This is a genomic window from Salmonella sp. A1325 (genome assembly GCF_056991255.1).
In genome coordinates, this window is record NZ_JAMLWO010000002.1 from 513,251 (window position 1) to 531,143 (window position 17,893).

Sequence of the window (17,893 nt, forward strand, 5' to 3'; positions counted from 1 at the left end):
GCCATTTTGCGTGGGCGATCCAGTAACGCAAAATCGGCGGGAGAAAGCCCTTGCGTCAGACAGGCCACTCACCAACAATCGCGATGTCAGCAAGGGGCTTTAATAAGGAAAGGGTTATGATGCACCAGGTCATCATACTGATTGTTCTGTTACTGATAAGTTTCGCAGCTTACTAACAGCCAATCAGAGGGGGGAGAGATCCCCTCTCACCCTTATTCCTTTACTTTAGGTCGAAAAAAAGCAGCGTCAACCGCGAGATACGCGTCGAAACAAAATGTCCGACGCGCCTTCAAAATCAGCGCCCGCAGCGTCTGTAACGCCTGATGACGCGGTTTTACTTTTCGCTCTCGGTCTGGATCTTTTTGATGATATTGGTCGTGGAACAACCATCTTCGAAGTTCAGCACCATGACTTCGCCGCCGTTGGCCCAGACCTCTTCGCTGCCCGCGATCTCTTCCGGCTTATAGTCGCCGCCTTTTACCAGCAGATCCGGCAGAATACCGGCAATCAGTCGTTGCGGCGTATCCTCTTCAAAAGAGACAACCCAGTCGACTGACTCCAGCGCGCCCAGCACGATCATACGCTGTTCGAGCGGATTAACCGGACGGCTTTCGCCTTTCAGACGTTTAGTCGAGGCGTCACTATTGACCGCAACAATCAGGCGGTCGCCCAGTTTGCGCGCGTTCGCCAGATAAGAGACGTGGCCCGCGTGCAGAATATCGAAAACGCCGTTGGTCATGACCACTTTCTCGCCACGCTTACGCGCGCTGGCGACGGCCTGTCTCAACTCCTCTTCGGTCATGACGCCGAAACCGGTATCCGCGCGTCCGCGCACTGCGTTTTCCAGCTCAATAGGGGAAACCGTTGACGTCCCGAGCTTACCTACCACTACGCCCGCTGCCGCATTGGCGAAATAACACGCCTCCTCCAGGGTATTTCCCGCCGCCAGCGTCGCCGCCAGCACGCCGATCACCGTATCGCCCGCACCGGTAACATCATAAACTTCCTGCGCCTGCGTCGGCATATGTAGCGGCGCTTTATTCGGTTGCAGCAGCGTCATTCCCTGTTCGGAACGCGTGACCAACAGCGCGGAAAGGTCGTAATCGGCAATGAGCTTCATACCACGTTCAACCAGTTCGTCTTCGCTTTTACATTTCCCCGCGACCGCCTCGAATTCAGAAAGGTTTGGCGTCAGCAGCGTGGCGCCGCGGTAACGTTCAAAATCCGTTCCTTTCGGATCGATGAGCACCGGCACGCCCGCCTGGCGCGCCAGGGAAATCATAGTCTGCACGCTGGTCAGAGCGCCTTTGGCATAATCGGACAATACCAGCGCGCCGATCGATCCCAGCGCCTGGTTGATACGCTCATGCAACGGCTGCGGGTCCACCCCCTCAAAGCCTTCTTCAAAATCAAGACGAATGAGCTGCTGATTACGTGATAGCACGCGCAGTTTGGTAATCGTCGGATGCGTCGGCACAGAAACGAAGTCGCACTTCACATTGACCTCTGCCAACGTTTTGCTCAGCGCGCGCGCGGCGTCATCAATACCCGTCAGGCCGACCAGACGGGCGTTCGCTCCCAGAGACGCAATGTTCATCGCCACGTTCGCCGCGCCGCCCGGGCGTTCCTCAACGGTATTTACCTTAACCACGGGCACCGGCGCTTCCGGTGAAATACGGCAAGTGGGGCCATACCAATAGCGATCCAGCATTACATCACCCACAACCATGACGCCTGCACGTTCAAACGCTGGCAGATTTACTTTCATTCCTGTCTCCTGAGAGATTCAAAATTTGCGCGCGATAATAGCATAATTCAAACGGCTACCAGCCACTTCCGCCAGCTTGCCTGCACCAGCGCGCGCTCTTTGCTAAAACACGTCTGCGCCACATGACCGGGAAGCTCCTGCAACGCCAGGTGGTGCAGTTCATCACGCAGTGTGGTGTAAGCTACCGTCAGCGCCTGCGCCTCGTGTTCATCCATAATGCCGTTTTGCGCCAGAAGCTCCAGGATGCGCACGTTATCAGACCAGCGCGTTAATTTAGGTTTTTCATGAGCGTAGCGCAGTACCAGATATTGCGCGATAAACTCAATATCCGTAATACCGCCTTCATCAGCTTTAATATCAAAACGATCGCGATGCTTATTGCCGAGATGCGCCCGCATTTTCTCGCGCATTTCACGCACTTCAGTCTGCAATGTCTTGCCGTCGCGCGCCGTCGTCATGATAGTGCGGCGCACCGCATCAAACTGTGAGGTAAGCTGCGGGTCGCCATATACCACGCGAGCGCGTACCAACGCCTGATGTTCCCAGGTCCAGGCTTCATGCTGCTGATAATCGGCAAACGCGTCCGCTGAAGTCACCAGCATTCCCGCCGCGCCAGAGGGGCGTAGACGCGCATCCACCTCATACAAAATGCCGGAGGAGGTGCGCGTACTGAACAGATGCATAATGCGCTGCGCCAGGCGCAGATAAAACTGCCGCCCGTCGATTTCGCGTTCGCCGTTGGTCATGACGTCCATCGGACAGTCATGCAGGAAGATGAGATCCAGATCGGAACTGTAGCCCAGCTCCCATCCGCCCAACTTGCCATAACCGACGACCGCAAACCCCCGCCCCTGGCGCTCGTCCAGATGCGCTGGCTGACCATAACGCGCAACCATTTGCGTCCACGCCTGCTGCACCACAGCATCAATCATCGCCTCCGCCAGCCATGTGAGGTGATCGCTCACTTTCATCACCGGCAGCGTACCGGCAATATCCGCCGCCGCAATCCGCAAAAGCTGTGCCTGTTTAAACTGGCGTAATGCCTCCAGTTGTTGCTCTTCGTCTTCTTCCGGCACGCGCAGTAAATATTGGCGTAATTCGTCGCGGTAAGCGTCGGTAGCCGTCGGCTGATAAAGCGTGCCGGGGTCGAGCAGTTCATCAAGCAACAACGGATAACGCGCCAGTTGGCTCGCTATCATTGGCGAAGCGGCGCAGAGCATAATCAGGTGTTTCAGCGCGCCAGGAAATTCGCTCAGCAGCTCCAGATAGGTGGTGCGAGTGACAATCCCCGCCAGCAACGGCGTTATCCGCGATAGCGTAACAGCGGCGTCTTCGCGAGAGCAGACATCAGCAAGCAGGTGCGGCATCAGTTGGTCCAGCACTTGCCGCCCGCGCGGGCCGATAGGGCGTTTATCCAGTTCCTTACGGAAGTCAGCGATGAGGGTCAGAACCTGTCGCCGATCCTCATCGGCTAAATGCGCCAGCACTGGCGTCGAATCATCCTCCTGTAGCGCATCCTGCCATACTTCACGCCACGGCTCTGAACGCTCTTCTTCCTGCGGGGTATCGGCTTCATCATCGCCAATTAATTCGTTGAATACGCGGCGTACATTAGCCATATGATCCGTCAGTTCGCCAACAAGCTGCGGCCAGTTCTCCGCCTTCATTCCCCAGGCCAGCCGCGCCCGATTCAGATCGTCGGCAGGCAACGTTTGCGTCTGTTCGTCATTGATGCTTTGCAGCAGATTCTCCAGACGACGTAGAAAAAGATAGGCCATGCGCAGTTGCGCCACGTCATTCTCAGGCAGCAAATGCAGCGCAGCGATAGCATCCAACGTCGGCAGTAACGAACGCGACTGTAGCGACGGCTCGCGCCCGCCGCGGATGAGCTGGAATACCTGCACGATAAACTCAATTTCACGAATGCCGCCCGCGCCAAGTTTAATGTTGTCTTTCAAACCGCGGCGTCGCACTTCGCGGGCGATCATCCCTTTCATATTGCGTAGCGACTGGATGACGCTGAAATCGATATAGCGGCGGAAAACGAAAGGCCGCAGCATGGCGCGTAATTCACGAGACCAGGCGTCGTCGTTATCGCCCATTAGCCGCGCTTTCACCATAGCGTAGCGTTCCCAGTCGCGTCCTTGTTCCTGATAGTAGTCCTCCAGCGCGGCAAAACTCAGTACCAGCGGGCCGCTATCGCCAAACGGTCGCAGGCGCATGTCCACCCGATAGACAAAACCATCCATTGTAGGCTGATCCAGCGCTTTGATCAGCCGCTGCCCGAGACGCGTAAAAAACTGGGCGTTATCGAGTTCACGACGCCCGCCCCGGGTCTCGCCATGTTCCGGCCAGGCGAAAATGAGATCGATATCAGACGAAAAATTCAGTTCGCCGCCGCCCAGCTTGCCCATGCCTAAAATCAACAGCGGCTGCGGAACGCCCTGCGGGTTACAGGGGGTTCCCCATTCGCGGCAACAGGCGGCATACAGCCAGTCGCGCGCCCCCACAATGAGCGTCTCCGCCAGATGGCTCAACTGTTGTAAAATAGTCTCATCGTCCACCAGCGACAGCGTCTGCGCCCAGGCGATGCGTACCATGATGCGACGACGAAAAAACCTCAGTTCACGCATCAGCGAGGCGTCGTCACAGACACCTGCCAACGCCTCCTGTAACCAGCCAGCATAATGTCGCCATTCATCAGCCTGCGGCGATGCGGATTCCAGTTCGGCAAGCCACTCCGGATGCGCTATCACGCTATCCAGCGCAAAATCGCTAAATGTAAGTACTGACTTCGCCTGCACGCTAAGCGATGTCTCAGTAAATCCTTCTGGTAGGCGCTCAACAACGGTCTGCCAGTACTGCGATAAGGGTGAAGAGAGCGGCGTCATTTAGGGGATATCCTTTAAATAATGCCGGATGGCGGCGTTTCGCCTGATCCGGCCTACAAGTCCGCATACCGTAAGCCTGATAAGCGCAGCGTCATCAGGCGCTTTCTACGGTTCTGATTATCGTTTTCCGCTGTGCAACCAGAACGGCTGCTGGTTAATGGCCTCATTACGGAAATGTTCAATTTCAATACGTTGTCCGGTAATAATGGCGTGACGCAATCCCTGCCAGTTTTCCAGCCATGCCTGCGCGACCATCGCATCATAATACCCGGCCAGCAGTAAAACGCTGTCGATATCGCGAGTCAAACGCGGCAACTGGTCGCGATACTTATCACCCAGCGGTTGTCCAAAAACTTTTTTTAATTCAGCAGCATGACGAGAAAGATGAATGTCGGCGAAACGCTTAAAAGAATCGGCCATTTTGGCCTGCGCCTTCGCGTCCAGAAATGGCTGCCAGGCTTTCGTCACCAGCCATTCCGTCAATACCAGTTTCGCCATCGCCGTTTGCGTACTATAAACGGCTGTGACGGCGGACACCGCGGATGTCATCGTCGCTTCCGCCTGGGTAAGTAGATCACGTAAGTGAGCGCTCGCTTTACGTGGAACAATGCCACCAAAAAGCATTAAGGCATGGCGCACTAATCCCATAGCATCCAGCACGTGTTCTTTCGCCGACTCGTCGCCGCGCAGCCAGAGCTCTTCATGGTACTGCCACTGTGACAACGCCAGATCCAGCGAGGCCTCCAGCCCTTGCTCTACCGTGGCTTTCGCGGCAGTCCGCAGAATTGCCGTTGGTGTATTCTCTCGCGGCGCATTCCCCTGCGCCAGGTGATAACCTCGCGCCGCCTTACTCAGACTGCCCTGACGCAAACCAGTTTGCGACAGCAGTTGCTTCGCCAGTTTTAACACGGCGCGCGTATCGCCGCGAAGCAACTCAAGCTCCAGCTCACAAATCGGTTCGGCAAACTCGCCCGCTTTTACGTCGCCGAGATCGAGCGCAATTTCAATCCTGCTGCCGTCAACGTCCAGACACCATTTTTCCCGGTAAAAATCGGTACTGAACAGCGGCTGTACGCTTGATGCCAGGCCAGCGGGCAGGTTGCCATCCGGCCAGACCTCCGCCGGAAGTTGCGTCAGATCCAGCACGGGTTCGCTTAGCGCGACATTGTATTCGGGTCGCTGGTGCAGCCCGCCCGTTACCCGGCCGGCAATTTTCATGGTCATTTCATAGCGCCCATTTTCACCACGAATACGCAGCCCCATATCATGGCGGCGTAGCCAGTTATCAGGCGTTTCGAAGTAGATATTCAGCAACTGGCTGGGCGCATGATGCTCGCCGCCGAGCGTATGAAGATGATTTCGCAGCGCATCTACGGCGTCGTGATTGACGATAAACTTTAATTCGATTTCCTGAGCCATGGCCTTGTACTTATGGGTTATGTCACATCTGGGAAGATTCTTGGCGAACTTACCCGCATTATTTTTGTCAGTAGATAGTATTTTGCGCCAAATTGCCATGCAACGAGCAATTTGACGGGCGTAAAAGTTTGACGTAGCGGCAAAGGCGACACAGATGATTCCGATTGATGTCGACTACTTTGCGTAGCGACACTGATGCCGTTACTATCGTTCCACTTTCTCTGACAATAACGACAGCCTGATGCCAAAATTACGCCTGATTGGACTAACTTTACTTGCGCTTAGCGCCACCGCCGTCTCTCATGCTGAAGAGACGCGTTACGTTTCTGATGAACTGAATACCTGGGTCCGCAGCGGTCCGGGAGATAATTATCGCCTTGTGGGTACCGTCAACGCCGGCGAGGAAGTCACGCTCTTACAGAGCGATGCCAACTATGGTCAAATTAAAGACAGTTCTGGTCGTACTGCCTGGATACCGTTAAAAGAACTGAATACCACACCAAGCCTGCGTACCCGCGTGCCGGATCTGGAAAATCAGGTCAAAACGTTGACCGATAAACTCAACAATATTGATACCACGTGGAATCAGCGCACCGCCGATATGCAGCAGAAAGTGGCGCAAAGCGACAGCGTCATCAACGGGCTAAAAGAAGAGAACCAGAAGCTGAAAAACGAGCTGATTGTCGCGCAGAAAAAAGTTAGCGCCGCGAATCTGCAGCTGGATGACAAACAGCGCACCATTATTATGCAGTGGTTTATGTATGGCGGCGGCGTATTGGGTATTGGCTTGCTGTTAGGGCTGGTGCTGCCGCATATGATCCCAAGCCGTAAACGCAAAGACCGCTGGATGAACTAAATCGCCTTCTCTGCGGCACTGTCTTATCATTAGAGGATGCTCGTTTTTAAAAGGAAAGTGGCGTGAAGATTTATCTGGTCGGTGGTGCGGTTCGGGATGCGTTGTTAGGGCTACCGGTTAAAGATAAAGATTGGGTCGTTGTCGGCGCCACGCCGCAGGAGATGCTTGATGCGGGCTACCAGCAGGTAGGCCGTGATTTTCCTGTGTTTCTCCATCCGCAAACTCACGAAGAATACGCGCTGGCGCGTACTGAGCGTAAATCCGGCTCCGGCTACACGGGCTTCACCTGCTATGCCGCGCCGGACGTTACCCTGGAAGCCGATCTCCAGCGTCGCGATCTGACCATTAATGCTCTGGCGCGCGACGATGACGGCCAGATTATCGACCCTTACCACGGGCGCCGGGATCTAGAGGCGCGTCTACTGCGCCATGTCTCTCCCGCGTTTGGCGAAGATCCCTTGCGCGTATTGCGCGTGGCGCGTTTTGCCGCCCGTTACGCTCATCTGAGTTTCCGTATCGCCGATGAAACACTGGCGCTAATGCGCGACATGACCGCGGCAGGCGAGCTGGAACAGCTGACGCCGGAACGGGTATGGAAAGAGACGGAAAATGCGCTTACCACCCGCAATCCGCAGGTTTACTTCCAGGTATTGCGCGACTGCGGCGCCCTGCGCGTCCTGTTTCCGGAAATCGACGCCCTGTTTGGCGTACCCGCGCCGGCAAAGTGGCATCCGGAAATTGATACCGGAGTTCATACGCTGATGACGCTGTCGATGGCCGCCATGCTCAGTCCGCAGCTTGATGTCCGTTTCGCCACGCTTTGTCATGATCTGGGCAAAGGCTTAACGCCGAAAAACCTCTGGCCGCGCCATCATGGTCACGGCCCGGCGGGCGTGAAACTGGTCGAACAGTTATGCCAGCGTTTACGCGTCCCCAATGACCTGCGTGATTTAGCTAAACTGGTCGCCGAATACCACGATCTGATCCACACCTTTCCGATACTCCAGCCGAAAACGATCGTTAAGCTGTTTGACGCCATTGATGCATGGCGTAAACCGCAGCGCGTCGAGCAGATTGCGCTGACCAGCGAGGCCGATGTCCGTGGACGTACCGGATTTGAAGCGTCGGATTACCCGCAGGGGCGCTGGCTGCGCGAAGCCTGGCAGGTGGCGCAGGCGGTACCGACGAAAGAGGTGGTGGAGGCCGGATTTAAGGGCATTGAGATTCGCGAGGAGCTGACAAAGCGACGAATTGCAGCGGTCGCCAACTGGAAAGAGAAGCGCTGCCCGAACCCCGCCAGCTAAACGCCATCCGGCACGATAAATTGCCTGATGGCGCTGCGCTTATCAGACCGACAAAACAGTTAGGCCGGACAAGGCGGTACGCCGCCATCCGGCAGGTCAATCATCAGAAGAAGACAACGTAAACGGCAGCCGCCACCACAAAGCGGTAAATCGCAAACGGAATAAACGAGATACGCTTAATCAGTTGCAGGAAGGTCTTGATGGCGATCAGCGCCACCACAAACGCCGTCACAAAGCCCACTGCGAACATCGGAATATCCGCTGCGGTCAGGAATGACCAACTTTTGTAGAGATCCAGAACCGTTGCGCCCATCATCATCGGCACAGCCAGTAAGAACGAGAACTCAGAGGCGGCGTAACGGCTGACGCCCATCAGCATCCCACCGGAAATGGTCGCTCCGGAACGCGAGAAGCCCGGCCACAGCGCCAGACACTGGAAACAGCCAATCATAAACGCCTGACGATACGTCATATCATCCAGCCCCGGCGCGCGCGGTTCTTTCGGCTTCAGGCACTCGGCGGCAATCAGCAACAGACCGCCTACCACCAGCGCGTACATCACGTTAATCGGGTTAAATAGCGACTTGATCGTGTCATGAAAGACTAACCCCAGCACCACCGCCGGAATCATGCCCAGCAGGATGTGAATCAACGTTAATCGACCTTTACTTTCACCTTCACGCTGTAGCGGGCGGCCAAAGTGAATACCGATGAGACCAAACAACCGCCGCCAGAACATCACCACGACCGCCAGAATAGATCCAAGTTGAATCACCACTTCGAATGTCTTGGCCGTATCGCCTTCAAACCCCAGCAGATGACCCACAATAATCATATGGCCCGTGCTGGATACCGGCAAAAACTCCGTCAATCCTTCGACCACACCCAAAATTGCCGCTATCAGCAGCGAGTGCATATCGCTCATCAATAAACCCCTAAAATGAAAAACACTGCAAAAATGGATCTCGCGTTAAGACCCCATATATAACCGTTTGGTTTAAAAAATATAAAATTATTTATTTTTATTTCAGATTATTGCCACGCTCAATAATTACCCCTACGTTCGCCGCGCGCGCGACGGCGCCAGGCTTGCTCAGTTTGATGCGAACCCACGGAGAATTGAATCGGCTAAGCAGTAGATCCGCCACCTCTTCCGCCACACGCTCGACCAGAGCAAAACGCCCGCCTTCAACATGATTTATCACCGTGTCGGCGATATCCGCGTAACTTAGACAATCTGCGACATCATCGCTTTTCGCCGACTTGCGGTTATCCCATGCCATTTCGATATCGAACACCAGTTTTTGCTCGATAGTCTGTTCCCAGTCGTAAACACCGATAGTGGTGATTACCGAAAGTTGCTCTATAAATACAATATCCATCACGACCTGCCTGCTTTTTGGCTAACCCGGATACCACTTCCGGCGAAATGTGCGTATTATCCACAGAAATAGTAAATAAAACGACACTTTCAATACGGAACAGCTTATGAGTGCAATCGCGCCTGGAATGATCCTCTTCGCGTACCTCTGCGGCTCAATTTCCAGTGCCATTCTGGTTTGCCGCATCGCCGGGCTGCCCGATCCGCGTGAAAGCGGCTCCGGCAACCCGGGCGCGACGAACGTATTACGAATCGGTGGCAAGGGAGCGGCTGTCGCGGTACTTATTTTTGACATCCTTAAAGGCATGTTGCCCGTCTGGGGCGCGTATGCGTTAGGCGTTACCCCTTTCTGGCTGGGGCTTATCGCTATCGCCGCCTGTCTGGGGCATATCTGGCCGGTCTTTTTTGGCTTTAAAGGTGGGAAAGGCGTAGCAACCGCGTTTGGCGCCATTGCGCCCATCGGCTGGGATTTAACCGGCGTCATGGCAGGCACCTGGCTGCTGACGGTCCTGTTAAGCGGTTATTCATCGTTAGGGGCGATTGTCAGCGCCTTGATTGCGCCGTTTTACGTCTGGTGGTTTAAACCGCAGTTCACCTTCCCGGTGTCGATGCTGTCATGTCTCATTTTGCTGCGCCATCATGACAACATCCAGCGTCTGTGGCGTCGCCAGGAGACGAAAATCTGGACGAAGCTGAAAAAGAAACGCCAGAAAGATTCGGAGTAGTTTTTTACGCTATGCCGTGCCTGCGCATCGCCGGATAAATAGCTCGGTGATAGGCGTACATATCGAATCCGCCGCGCGTCACCCTTCCACCATTGGCGTGGTTAGGCGCGATTTTCGGCCTGATCTTCCTGGTGCTGCTGATCGTCACCGGGCTGTTGTGGATGCCCGTCGTTTTACTGTAAACCCGTTGGGGCGGCATGATGTCGCCCCCTTTTTCCGCTTTTACGCCGCCGGCAGCTCGGCCAGCGGCCAGCGCGGACGTACCGTTACGCCAAGATCCGCCGTAACGCCCGCCTTAAACCGCACCATTCCGGCATAGGCGATCATCGCCCCGTTGTCAGTACAAAACTCCGGACGCGCATAGAACACTTCGCCGCGGCGTTTTTGCATCATTTCGGCAAGCTTCGCGCGCAGCGTGCGGTTAGCGCTGACGCCCCCCGCCATGACCAGACGCTTAAAACCGGTGCTTTCCAGCGCGCGCTTGCACTTGATCATCAGCGTATCCACGACCGCATCTTCAAAAGCGCGCGCGATATCAGCGCGAGTTTGTTCGTCGTCGCCATTACTACGAATGGTGTTAGCGGCAAAGGTTTTCAGACCGGAAAAACTAAAATCCAGCCCCGGACGATCGGTCATCGGGCGCGGAAAGACAAAACGTCCCGCCGTCCCCTGCGACGCCATTTTCGACAGCATCGGGCCGCCAGGATAATCCAGCCCCAACAATTTGGCGGTTTTATCAAACGCTTCACCGGCGGCATCGTCAATCGACTCTCCCAGCAGTTCGTACTGACCGATTCCGGTCACGCTAATGAGCTGCGTATGTCCGCCGGAGACCAGTAGCGCCACAAACGGGAAATCCGGAGGGTTATCTTCCAGCATCGGCGCCAGCAGATGACCTTCCATATGGTGTACAGGAATGGCCGGCACATTCCAGGCAAATGCCAGCGAACGCCCGACGGTTGCGCCGACCAGCAGCGCGCCGACCAGGCCCGGGCCTGCGGTATAGGCCACCGCGTCGATATCGCTCGCCGTCAGACCGGCTTCTTTTAATGCCGCCTGAATCAGCGGCACGGTTTTACGCACATGATCGCGGGAAGCCAGTTCAGGCACTACGCCGCCGTAGTCAGCATGTAATTTCACCTGACTATACAATTGGTTGGCTAACAGACCCTTTTTGTCGTCGTAAATAGCGATGCCGGTTTCATCGCAGGATGTTTCAATACCCAGTACACGCATGACTTGTTTTACCTCGCTCTAATACCGCGCAGTGTAGGTCGAATGCGGGTGGATGTATACCCTCAGTCCCGACTTCGTGTATACTCCCTCACCTTATAAAAGTCCCGTTCAAAAAAGGCCGCGGTGCTTTACAAAGCAGCAGCAATTGCAGTAAAATTCCGCACCATTTTGAAATAAGCTGGCGTTGATGCCAGCGGCAAACCGAATTAATCAAAGGTGAGAGGCACATGCCGGTAATTAAAGTACGTGAAAACGAGCCGTTCGACGTAGCTCTGCGTCGCTTCAAGCGTTCCTGCGAAAAAGCAGGTGTTCTGGCGGAAGTTCGTCGTCGTGAGTTCTATGAAAAACCGACGACCGAACGTAAGCGCGCTAAAGCTTCTGCAGTGAAACGTCACGCGAAGAAACTGGCTCGCGAAAACGCACGCCGTACTCGTCTGTACTAATCTTTTGAGAGCGGGCTGCTCTCAATTCAGATCGAGTTGTAGTTGTAAGGCCGTGCTTCCGAAAGGAATGCGCGGCTTGTTTTCGTTTATGCATTAGCATATACACAAAATCATTCATGCTGCGTCCAGGCGGCAAGAGAGCAAGTCCCCGGCGCTTACGCAAGTCAGCGACAGGGGTGAGCGAACGAAGCCAACACTACGGCAGCCTGAAGAATGACGTGTATAAAAGGGGCATATGGCTGGACGAATCCCACGCGTATTCATTAATGACCTGCTGGCGAGAACCGATATCGTCGATCTGATCGACGTGCGCGTAAAACTCAAGAAACAGGGCAAGAACTATCACGCGTGTTGTCCATTCCATAATGAGAAAACCCCTTCTTTCACCGTAAACGGTGAAAAACAGTTTTATCACTGCTTTGGATGCGGCGCGCATGGCAATGCGATCGACTTTTTGATGAATTACGACAAGCTCGAATTTGTCGAAACCGTCGAAGAATTAGCGGCCATGCATAACCTGGAAATTCCCTATGAAGCAGGCACCGGGCTTAGCCAGATAGAGCGCCATCAACGGCAAAACCTCTATCAGTTGATGAATGGTCTGAATGACTTTTATCAGCAGTCGCTTACCCATCCTGCGGCAAAACCTGCGCGTGACTATCTGCAAAAGCGCGGTCTGAGCGCTGAAATTATTCAGCGTTTCGCCATTGGCTTCGCGCCGCCTGGTTGGGATAACGCGTTAAAGCGCTTCGGTAATAACAGCGATAACAAGGCATTGTTGCTGGATGCCGGAATGCTGGTCAATAACGAGCAGGGCAGCACTTACGATCGTTTCCGTAATCGGGTCATGTTCCCTATTCGGGACAAACGCGGCAGGGTGATTGGTTTTGGCGGTCGAGTTCTGGGGAACGACACGCCGAAATACCTTAACTCTCCGGAAACGGACATTTTCCATAAAGGCCGCCAGCTATATGGTCTTTATGAGGCTCAGCAATATAGTGCTGAACCGCAACGCTTGCTTGTGGTCGAAGGTTATATGGATGTCGTCGCACTAGCGCAATACGACATTAACTATGCGGTTGCTTCGCTGGGTACCTCAACCACGGCAGACCATATGCATATGTTATTCCGGGCGACGAACAACGTAATTTGCTGTTACGACGGCGACCGGGCTGGCCGTGATGCCGCCTGGAGAGCGCTGGAAACAGCAATGCCTTATATGACCGACGGTCGGCAGGTACGCTTTATGTTTTTACCTGACGGCGAAGACCCGGATACGCTGGTGCGTAAAGAAGGCAAGGCGGCTTTTGAAGCGCGGATGGAGCAGGCGCAGCCGCTCTCTACGTTTCTGTTTAATAGCCTCCTGCCGCAGGTGGATTTAAGCTCGCCGGATGGCAGCACGCAGTTAGCCGCGCTGGCGCTGCCGCTCATTAATCAGGTGCCTGGCGACGCGCACCGTATTCAGCTGCGCCAGACGTTGGGGCTGAAGTTAGGCATTTTCGATGATAGTCAGCTTGATCGTTTAGTGCCAAAACAGGCGGAAAGCGGCGTTTCCCGCCCGGCTCCACAGCTAAAACGCACGACCATGCGTATACTGATAGGATTACTGGTGCAAAATCCGGATCTCGCGCCGTTAGTGCCGCCCTTAGACGCGCTGGATGAGAATAAGCTGCCTGGACTTGGCTTATTTAAAGAATTGGTCAAAACTTGTTTGGCTCAGCCAGGTCTTACTACCGGACAACTTCTGGAACTCTACCGTGGCACAAATGATGCTGCGACCCTTGAAAAATTATCGATGTGGGACGATATAGCAGATAAGGCGATTGCCGAAAAGACCTTTACCGACTCACTCAACCATATGTTTGATTCGCTGCTGCAACTGCGACAAGAAGAGCTGATCGCTCGCGATCGCACTCACGGTTTAAGCAGCGAAGAACGCCGAGAGCTCTGGACGTTAAACCAGGAGCTGGCCAGAAAATGAATTTAACGGCTTAAATGCCGCATATCGATCGGGAAGCCCCCGACAGCCGCAGTGAGAGGCAGCGGCCAAAATATAAGTATGCCCTCGCTTTAAATGTCGACAGCTATACCGTCGACACCAATCAAACGAATAAGTGTGGATACCGTCTTATGGAGCAAAACCCGCAGTCACAGCTGAAACTTCTTGTCACCCGTGGTAAGGAGCAAGGCTATCTGACCTATGCTGAGGTCAATGACCATCTGCCGGAAGATATCGTCGATTCAGATCAAATTGAAGATATCATCCAAATGATCAACGACATGGGTATTCAGGTAATGGAAGAAGCGCCTGATGCCGATGATCTGCTGCTGGCTGAAAATACCACCAGCACCGATGAAGATGCGGAAGAAGCTGCTGCACAAGTTCTGTCCAGTGTTGAGTCTGAAATCGGTCGTACGACTGACCCGGTACGCATGTATATGCGTGAAATGGGCACTGTTGAACTGTTGACCCGGGAAGGCGAAATCGACATCGCTAAACGTATCGAAGACGGGATCAACCAGGTTCAATGCTCCGTTGCCGAATACCCGGAAGCCATTACCTATCTGCTGGAACAGTACGATCGCGTTGAGGCTGAAGAGGCTCGTTTGTCCGATCTTATCACCGGCTTTGTCGATCCGAACGCGGAAGAAGAGATGGCGCCGACCGCAACTCACGTCGGTTCTGAACTCTCCCAGGAAGACCTGGATGATGACGAAGACGAAGATGAAGAAGACGGCGACGATGACGCCGCCGATGACGACAACAGCATTGACCCTGAACTGGCACGCGAAAAATTCGCTGAGCTGCGCGCGCAATACGTCGTTACGCGCGACACCATCAAAGCGAAAGGCCGCAGCCATGCTGCCGCGCAGGAAGAGATTCTGAAGCTGTCTGAAGTGTTCAAACAGTTCCGTCTGGTACCGAAGCAATTCGACTATCTGGTCAACAGTATGCGCGTGATGATGGATCGCGTGCGTACCCAGGAACGTCTGATCATGAAGCTCTGCGTCGAGCAGTGCAAAATGCCGAAGAAGAACTTTATCACGCTGTTTACCGGTAACGAAACCAGCGAAACCTGGTTCAACGCCGCTATCGCGATGAACAAACCGTGGTCGGAAAAACTGCACGATGTCGCGGAAGAAGTGCAACGCTGCCTGCAAAAACTGCGGCAGATTGAAGAAGAGACCGGTCTGACCATCGAACAGGTGAAAGACATCAACCGTCGCATGTCCATCGGGGAAGCGAAAGCCCGCCGTGCGAAGAAAGAGATGGTTGAAGCGAACTTGCGTCTGGTTATTTCTATCGCTAAGAAATACACCAACCGTGGCTTGCAGTTCCTTGACCTGATTCAGGAAGGCAACATCGGTCTGATGAAAGCGGTAGATAAATTTGAATACCGTCGCGGCTACAAGTTCTCCACCTACGCTACCTGGTGGATTCGTCAGGCGATCACCCGCTCTATCGCCGATCAGGCGCGCACCATCCGTATTCCGGTGCATATGATTGAGACCATCAACAAGCTCAACCGTATCTCCCGCCAGATGCTGCAAGAGATGGGCCGCGAGCCAACGCCGGAAGAGCTGGCTGAACGGATGCTGATGCCGGAAGATAAAATTCGTAAGGTGCTGAAGATTGCCAAAGAGCCTATCTCCATGGAAACGCCGATCGGCGACGATGAAGATTCGCATCTGGGTGATTTCATCGAGGATACTACCCTCGAGCTGCCGCTGGACTCTGCCACCACCGAGAGCCTGCGTGCCGCCACGCACGACGTGCTGGCTGGCCTGACCGCCCGTGAAGCGAAAGTGCTGCGTATGCGTTTCGGTATCGATATGAACACCGACCACACGCTGGAAGAAGTGGGTAAACAGTTCGACGTTACCCGCGAACGTATCCGTCAGATCGAAGCGAAGGCGCTGCGTAAACTGCGCCACCCGAGCCGTTCTGAAGTGCTGCGCAGCTTCCTCGACGATTAATTCGCCGCACACGTATAAACGCCGCCGCAAGGCGGCGTTTTCTTATCAGGCCATGCGCAAGCGCCCTATTTGGCCTACAGAATCTCTACACAGCGCGAGTATTCGCGCCCTCATTCCCCATTGCTATAGCCCACGCATAATGAGCGCTTGGTCCAGTTCGCGATAGGCCTCGACCAGTTTTTCCGTTTTAATTCGGTTTAAGCCGCTGGGATTCGGCAACACCCACACCATCGTCGCGCCAATGGCGATCTTTTGTTTACCCCAGGCGATACCACGCTGGCTGAATCCCTGTTCAAAAGCCTGTTTACCAAGCACCGCCAGCGCTGCGGGCTGGTAGTCCTCTATTTTTTCAATCAGGTTGCGTCCGCCGCTACGTAATTCATGCAACTTCACCTCAGTCGCTTGTACCGTCGGTCGATCGACGAGTTTTGTTACCCCGCAGCGAAAATCCAGTAATTTTTCCGCCTCTTCCGGTTTCAACTGTCGATCGGTGAAACCGGCCAAATGAATAACTTTCCAAAAACGATTCGCGGGATGCGCAAACGGAAAGCCGGTATTCGCCGAGGAGAGTCCCGGATTGATGCCGCAAAAAACCACCCGTAGCCCTGGCGCCAGTATGTCCTTAACCATTATTACTCCTGAGCAATACAACGTACTTTAAGTATAACGGGTTGAAAACACATTGTTTATAAAAACAGCACCCGCACGGTTACGGCTGGATTACAGCGTAAAGTTACATTATAATCCACCGCCACGGCCCCTTAGCTCAGTGGTTAGAGCAGGCGACTCATAATCGCTTGGTCGCTGGTTCAAGTCCAGCAGGGGCCACCAAATTTTAGCTTTAAAATCATATAATTAAGCCACTCTAAAGAGTGGCTTTTTTGTTTCTGACAGGGTCGCCCCATACCGCTATTTACGATGCCAATAAGCTGCCGCACGTACCAGGTGTGGATCAAACCCCTTTTCAAAGCACTGACTTAAACGTTTTACCGTTTTGCCTTCGCCAGTAATCCAGATGAAATAGTCTGATTCTGGTATTGTCAGCTGCGACAGGCGCGTTTGCATTGCCTGTTCATCGCCGCCAACAACATATTCCACAGTAATGTCCGTCAAATGGGCGAGATAATCGCGATATGCGGCATCCTGAATGCTCACCAGCGCGGTTACCGCAGGGCGCGCAGGCAGACGGCTAAGCGATTCCAGACGACGACGTAGCGCAGGCATACCGGACTCATCGCAGACATAAACCTGACAAGCATAATCTTCCGGCACCACCAGCGAACCGCGCGGCCCGCCAATCGTCAGTGTATCGCCTTCACGGGCTTCCATTGCCCAACGGCTGGCTACGCCACCATCGTGGATAAAGAAATCCAGCGCCAGCTCGCGACGCGCCTCGTCATACAGCGGCGTGTAATCCCTGGAGACCGGACGAACGCCCTCCCCCCAGATAATGCCTTCCTCAGTGACTGTCGGGGGCGTAAAGCGACAGCCTGGCTCAGGGAAAAAAACTTTCGTGTGATCGTCAAAGCCCAGGGAGGTGAAACCGTCCAGCGCCTCGCCGCCAAGTACGATCCGCTGAAATCCTGCGCTAATACGTTCTACCCGCAGAACGGTCAGCTCGCGAAAACGCAGTTCATTACGAACACGCTGTGGATAGCGTGCGGATGATGTCGTCATTTTTTGCCTTCGTGAAGTAATACGATATATCTAAATTAAAGTTTTAAATGATAATGATTGTTAATCAGTAAAAATGCAACTGTTTTTTGATAGTGTTCTGGCAACGCGTCGCCAACTATAACCTTAGAATAAAATGTTATAAATTAATAGATTATCGCAAAAATGGCTTTTACCCTTGCTAAAACCCATCATTTAGATATAAATTAGATATATCT

General features: G+C 54.0%; 15 protein-coding genes, 1 tRNA gene and 2 pseudogenes. 10 read left to right on the top strand and 8 right to left on the bottom strand.

The annotated features are described in order from the left end of the window. The first annotated feature begins 116 nt into the window (after positions 1–116). Complete coding sequence (locus NAZ64_RS06405; RefSeq protein WP_001804776.1) at positions 117–176, top strand: type I toxin-antitoxin system Ibs family toxin; 60 nt, start codon at positions 117–119, stop codon at positions 174–176. A gap of 158 nt (positions 177–334) precedes the next feature. On the opposite strand, the gene hldE is transcribed toward NAZ64_RS06405, so the two are convergent. The 3 genes from hldE to NAZ64_RS06420 form a co-directional block, all read right to left on the bottom strand. Beyond that, the gene (gene hldE, locus NAZ64_RS06410; protein WP_000867682.1) at positions 335–1,768 is read right to left on the bottom strand and encodes a bifunctional D-glycero-beta-D-manno-heptose-7-phosphate kinase/D-glycero-beta-D-manno-heptose 1-phosphate adenylyltransferase HldE; all 1,434 of its coding nucleotides are present in this window, start codon (positions 1,766–1,768) and stop codon (positions 335–337) included. 47 nt (positions 1,769–1,815) lie between these two features. Next, complete coding sequence (gene glnE / locus NAZ64_RS06415; protein ID WP_079971414.1) at positions 1,816–4,659, bottom strand: bifunctional [glutamate--ammonia ligase]-adenylyl-L-tyrosine phosphorylase/[glutamate--ammonia-ligase] adenylyltransferase; 2,844 nt, start codon at positions 4,657–4,659, stop codon at positions 1,816–1,818. 117 nt (positions 4,660–4,776) lie between these two features. Further along, a complete protein-coding gene (locus tag NAZ64_RS06420) occupies positions 4,777–6,078 on the bottom strand; it encodes a CYTH domain-containing protein (protein ID WP_220569618.1) in 1,302 nt (433 codons plus the stop codon). 241 nt (positions 6,079–6,319) lie between these two features. On the opposite strand from NAZ64_RS06420, the gene NAZ64_RS06425 reads away from it, so the two are divergent. The 3 genes and pseudogenes from NAZ64_RS06425 to NAZ64_RS06435 all read left to right on the top strand — a co-directional run. Next, positions 6,320–6,934 carry a TIGR04211 family SH3 domain-containing protein gene (locus tag NAZ64_RS06425; protein ID WP_001125344.1) on the top strand — a complete coding sequence of 205 codons (615 nt, stop codon included), beginning with the start codon at positions 6,320–6,322 and terminating at the stop codon, positions 6,932–6,934. A gap of 62 nt (positions 6,935–6,996) precedes the next feature. Next, positions 6,997–8,238, top strand: coding sequence for a multifunctional CCA addition/repair protein (locus tag NAZ64_RS06430; protein ID WP_262953280.1), 1,242 nt, complete (start codon positions 6,997–6,999; stop codon positions 8,236–8,238). Positions 8,239–8,258: 20 nt separating this feature from the next. Next, positions 8,259–8,343 (top strand): annotated as a pseudogene (locus NAZ64_RS06435) (hypothetical protein); the annotation flags it as partial. Here NAZ64_RS06435 and bacA read toward each other — a convergent pair. Further along, positions 8,342–9,163 carry an undecaprenyl-diphosphate phosphatase gene (bacA, locus tag NAZ64_RS06440; RefSeq protein WP_001281933.1) on the bottom strand — a complete coding sequence of 274 codons (822 nt, stop codon included), beginning with the start codon at positions 9,161–9,163 and terminating at the stop codon, positions 8,342–8,344. The pseudogene NAZ64_RS06435 and the gene bacA sit on opposite strands and share 2 nt — an antisense overlap. Positions 9,164–9,260: 97 nt before the next feature. Then, the gene (gene folB / locus NAZ64_RS06445) at positions 9,261–9,620 is read right to left on the bottom strand and encodes a bifunctional dihydroneopterin aldolase/7,8-dihydroneopterin epimerase (protein WP_000355776.1); all 360 of its coding nucleotides are present in this window, start codon (positions 9,618–9,620) and stop codon (positions 9,261–9,263) included. Between the two features lie 106 nt (positions 9,621–9,726). Between folB and plsY the strand changes: the two genes are divergently transcribed. Both plsY and NAZ64_RS06455 read left to right on the top strand, forming a co-directional pair. Beyond that, complete coding sequence (gene plsY, locus NAZ64_RS06450; RefSeq protein ID WP_001272785.1) at positions 9,727–10,344, top strand: glycerol-3-phosphate 1-O-acyltransferase PlsY; 618 nt, start codon at positions 9,727–9,729, stop codon at positions 10,342–10,344. Between the two features lie 37 nt (positions 10,345–10,381). Further along, positions 10,382–10,444: pseudogene (locus tag NAZ64_RS06455) on the top strand (hypothetical protein); the annotation flags it as partial. A 122-nt stretch (positions 10,445–10,566) separates the two neighbouring features. On the opposite strand, the gene tsaD reads toward NAZ64_RS06455, so the two are convergent. After that, entirely contained in the window at positions 10,567–11,580 is a 1,014-nt protein-coding gene (gene tsaD / locus NAZ64_RS06460; protein ID WP_001264389.1) for a tRNA (adenosine(37)-N6)-threonylcarbamoyltransferase complex transferase subunit TsaD, read from the bottom strand. Between the two features lie 227 nt (positions 11,581–11,807). Here tsaD and rpsU point away from each other — a divergent pair, with 227 nt between their 5' ends. The 3 genes from rpsU to rpoD all read left to right on the top strand — a co-directional run bounded on the left by rpsU (position 11,808) and on the right by rpoD (position 16,001). Beyond that, entirely contained in the window at positions 11,808–12,023 is a 216-nt protein-coding gene (gene rpsU, locus NAZ64_RS06465; RefSeq protein WP_001144069.1) for a 30S ribosomal protein S21, read from the top strand. 235 nt (positions 12,024–12,258) lie between these two features. Next, positions 12,259–14,004, top strand: coding sequence for a DNA primase (dnaG, locus tag NAZ64_RS06470; RefSeq protein ID WP_000918862.1), 1,746 nt, complete (start codon positions 12,259–12,261; stop codon positions 14,002–14,004). 14 nt (positions 14,005–14,018) lie between these two features. Then, a complete protein-coding gene (gene rpoD, locus NAZ64_RS06475) occupies positions 14,019–16,001 on the top strand; it encodes an RNA polymerase sigma factor RpoD (protein ID WP_001120159.1) in 1,983 nt (660 codons plus the stop codon). 123 nt (positions 16,002–16,124) lie between these two features. On the opposite strand, the gene mug is transcribed toward rpoD, so the two are convergent. Beyond that, positions 16,125–16,631, bottom strand: a complete 507-nt coding sequence (gene mug, locus NAZ64_RS06480; protein ID WP_000237776.1) for a G/U mismatch-specific DNA glycosylase — start codon at positions 16,629–16,631, stop codon at positions 16,125–16,127. A gap of 125 nt (positions 16,632–16,756) precedes the next feature. Here mug and NAZ64_RS06485 point away from each other — a divergent pair. Continuing rightward, positions 16,757–16,832, top strand: a tRNA-Ile gene (locus NAZ64_RS06485). A gap of 78 nt (positions 16,833–16,910) precedes the next feature. On the opposite strand, the gene NAZ64_RS06490 is transcribed toward NAZ64_RS06485, so the two are convergent. Next, positions 16,911–17,678 carry a siderophore-interacting protein gene (locus NAZ64_RS06490; protein WP_000213686.1) on the bottom strand — a complete coding sequence of 256 codons (768 nt, stop codon included), beginning with the start codon at positions 17,676–17,678 and terminating at the stop codon, positions 16,911–16,913. Between the last annotated feature and the right edge of the window lie 215 nt (positions 17,679–17,893).

Excerpts from the sequence above, each read along its gene's own strand:
- hldE (WP_000867682.1), bottom strand. The coding sequence starts at position 1,768 with ATGAAAGTAAATCTGCCAGCGTTTGAACGTGCAGGCGTCATGGTTGTG.
- glnE (WP_079971414.1), bottom strand. The coding sequence starts at position 4,659 with ATGACGCCGCTCTCTTCACCCTTATCGCAGTACTGGCAGACCGTTGTT.
- NAZ64_RS06420 (WP_220569618.1), bottom strand. The coding sequence starts at position 6,078 with ATGGCTCAGGAAATCGAATTAAAGTTTATCGTCAATCACGACGCCGTA.
- NAZ64_RS06425 (WP_001125344.1), top strand. The coding sequence starts at position 6,320 with ATGCCAAAATTACGCCTGATTGGACTAACTTTACTTGCGCTTAGCGCC.
- bacA (WP_001281933.1), bottom strand. The coding sequence starts at position 9,163 with ATGAGCGATATGCACTCGCTGCTGATAGCGGCAATTTTGGGTGTGGTC.
- folB (WP_000355776.1), bottom strand. The coding sequence starts at position 9,620 with ATGGATATTGTATTTATAGAGCAACTTTCGGTAATCACCACTATCGGT.
- plsY (WP_001272785.1), top strand. The coding sequence starts at position 9,727 with ATGAGTGCAATCGCGCCTGGAATGATCCTCTTCGCGTACCTCTGCGGC.
- tsaD (WP_001264389.1), bottom strand. The coding sequence starts at position 11,580 with ATGCGTGTACTGGGTATTGAAACATCCTGCGATGAAACCGGCATCGCT.
- rpsU (WP_001144069.1), top strand. The coding sequence starts at position 11,808 with ATGCCGGTAATTAAAGTACGTGAAAACGAGCCGTTCGACGTAGCTCTG.
- dnaG (WP_000918862.1), top strand. The coding sequence starts at position 12,259 with ATGGCTGGACGAATCCCACGCGTATTCATTAATGACCTGCTGGCGAGA.
- rpoD (WP_001120159.1), top strand. The coding sequence starts at position 14,019 with ATGCCGCATATCGATCGGGAAGCCCCCGACAGCCGCAGTGAGAGGCAG.
- mug (WP_000237776.1), bottom strand. The coding sequence starts at position 16,631 with ATGGTTAAGGACATACTGGCGCCAGGGCTACGGGTGGTTTTTTGCGGC.
- NAZ64_RS06490 (WP_000213686.1), bottom strand. The coding sequence starts at position 17,678 with ATGACGACATCATCCGCACGCTATCCACAGCGTGTTCGTAATGAACTG.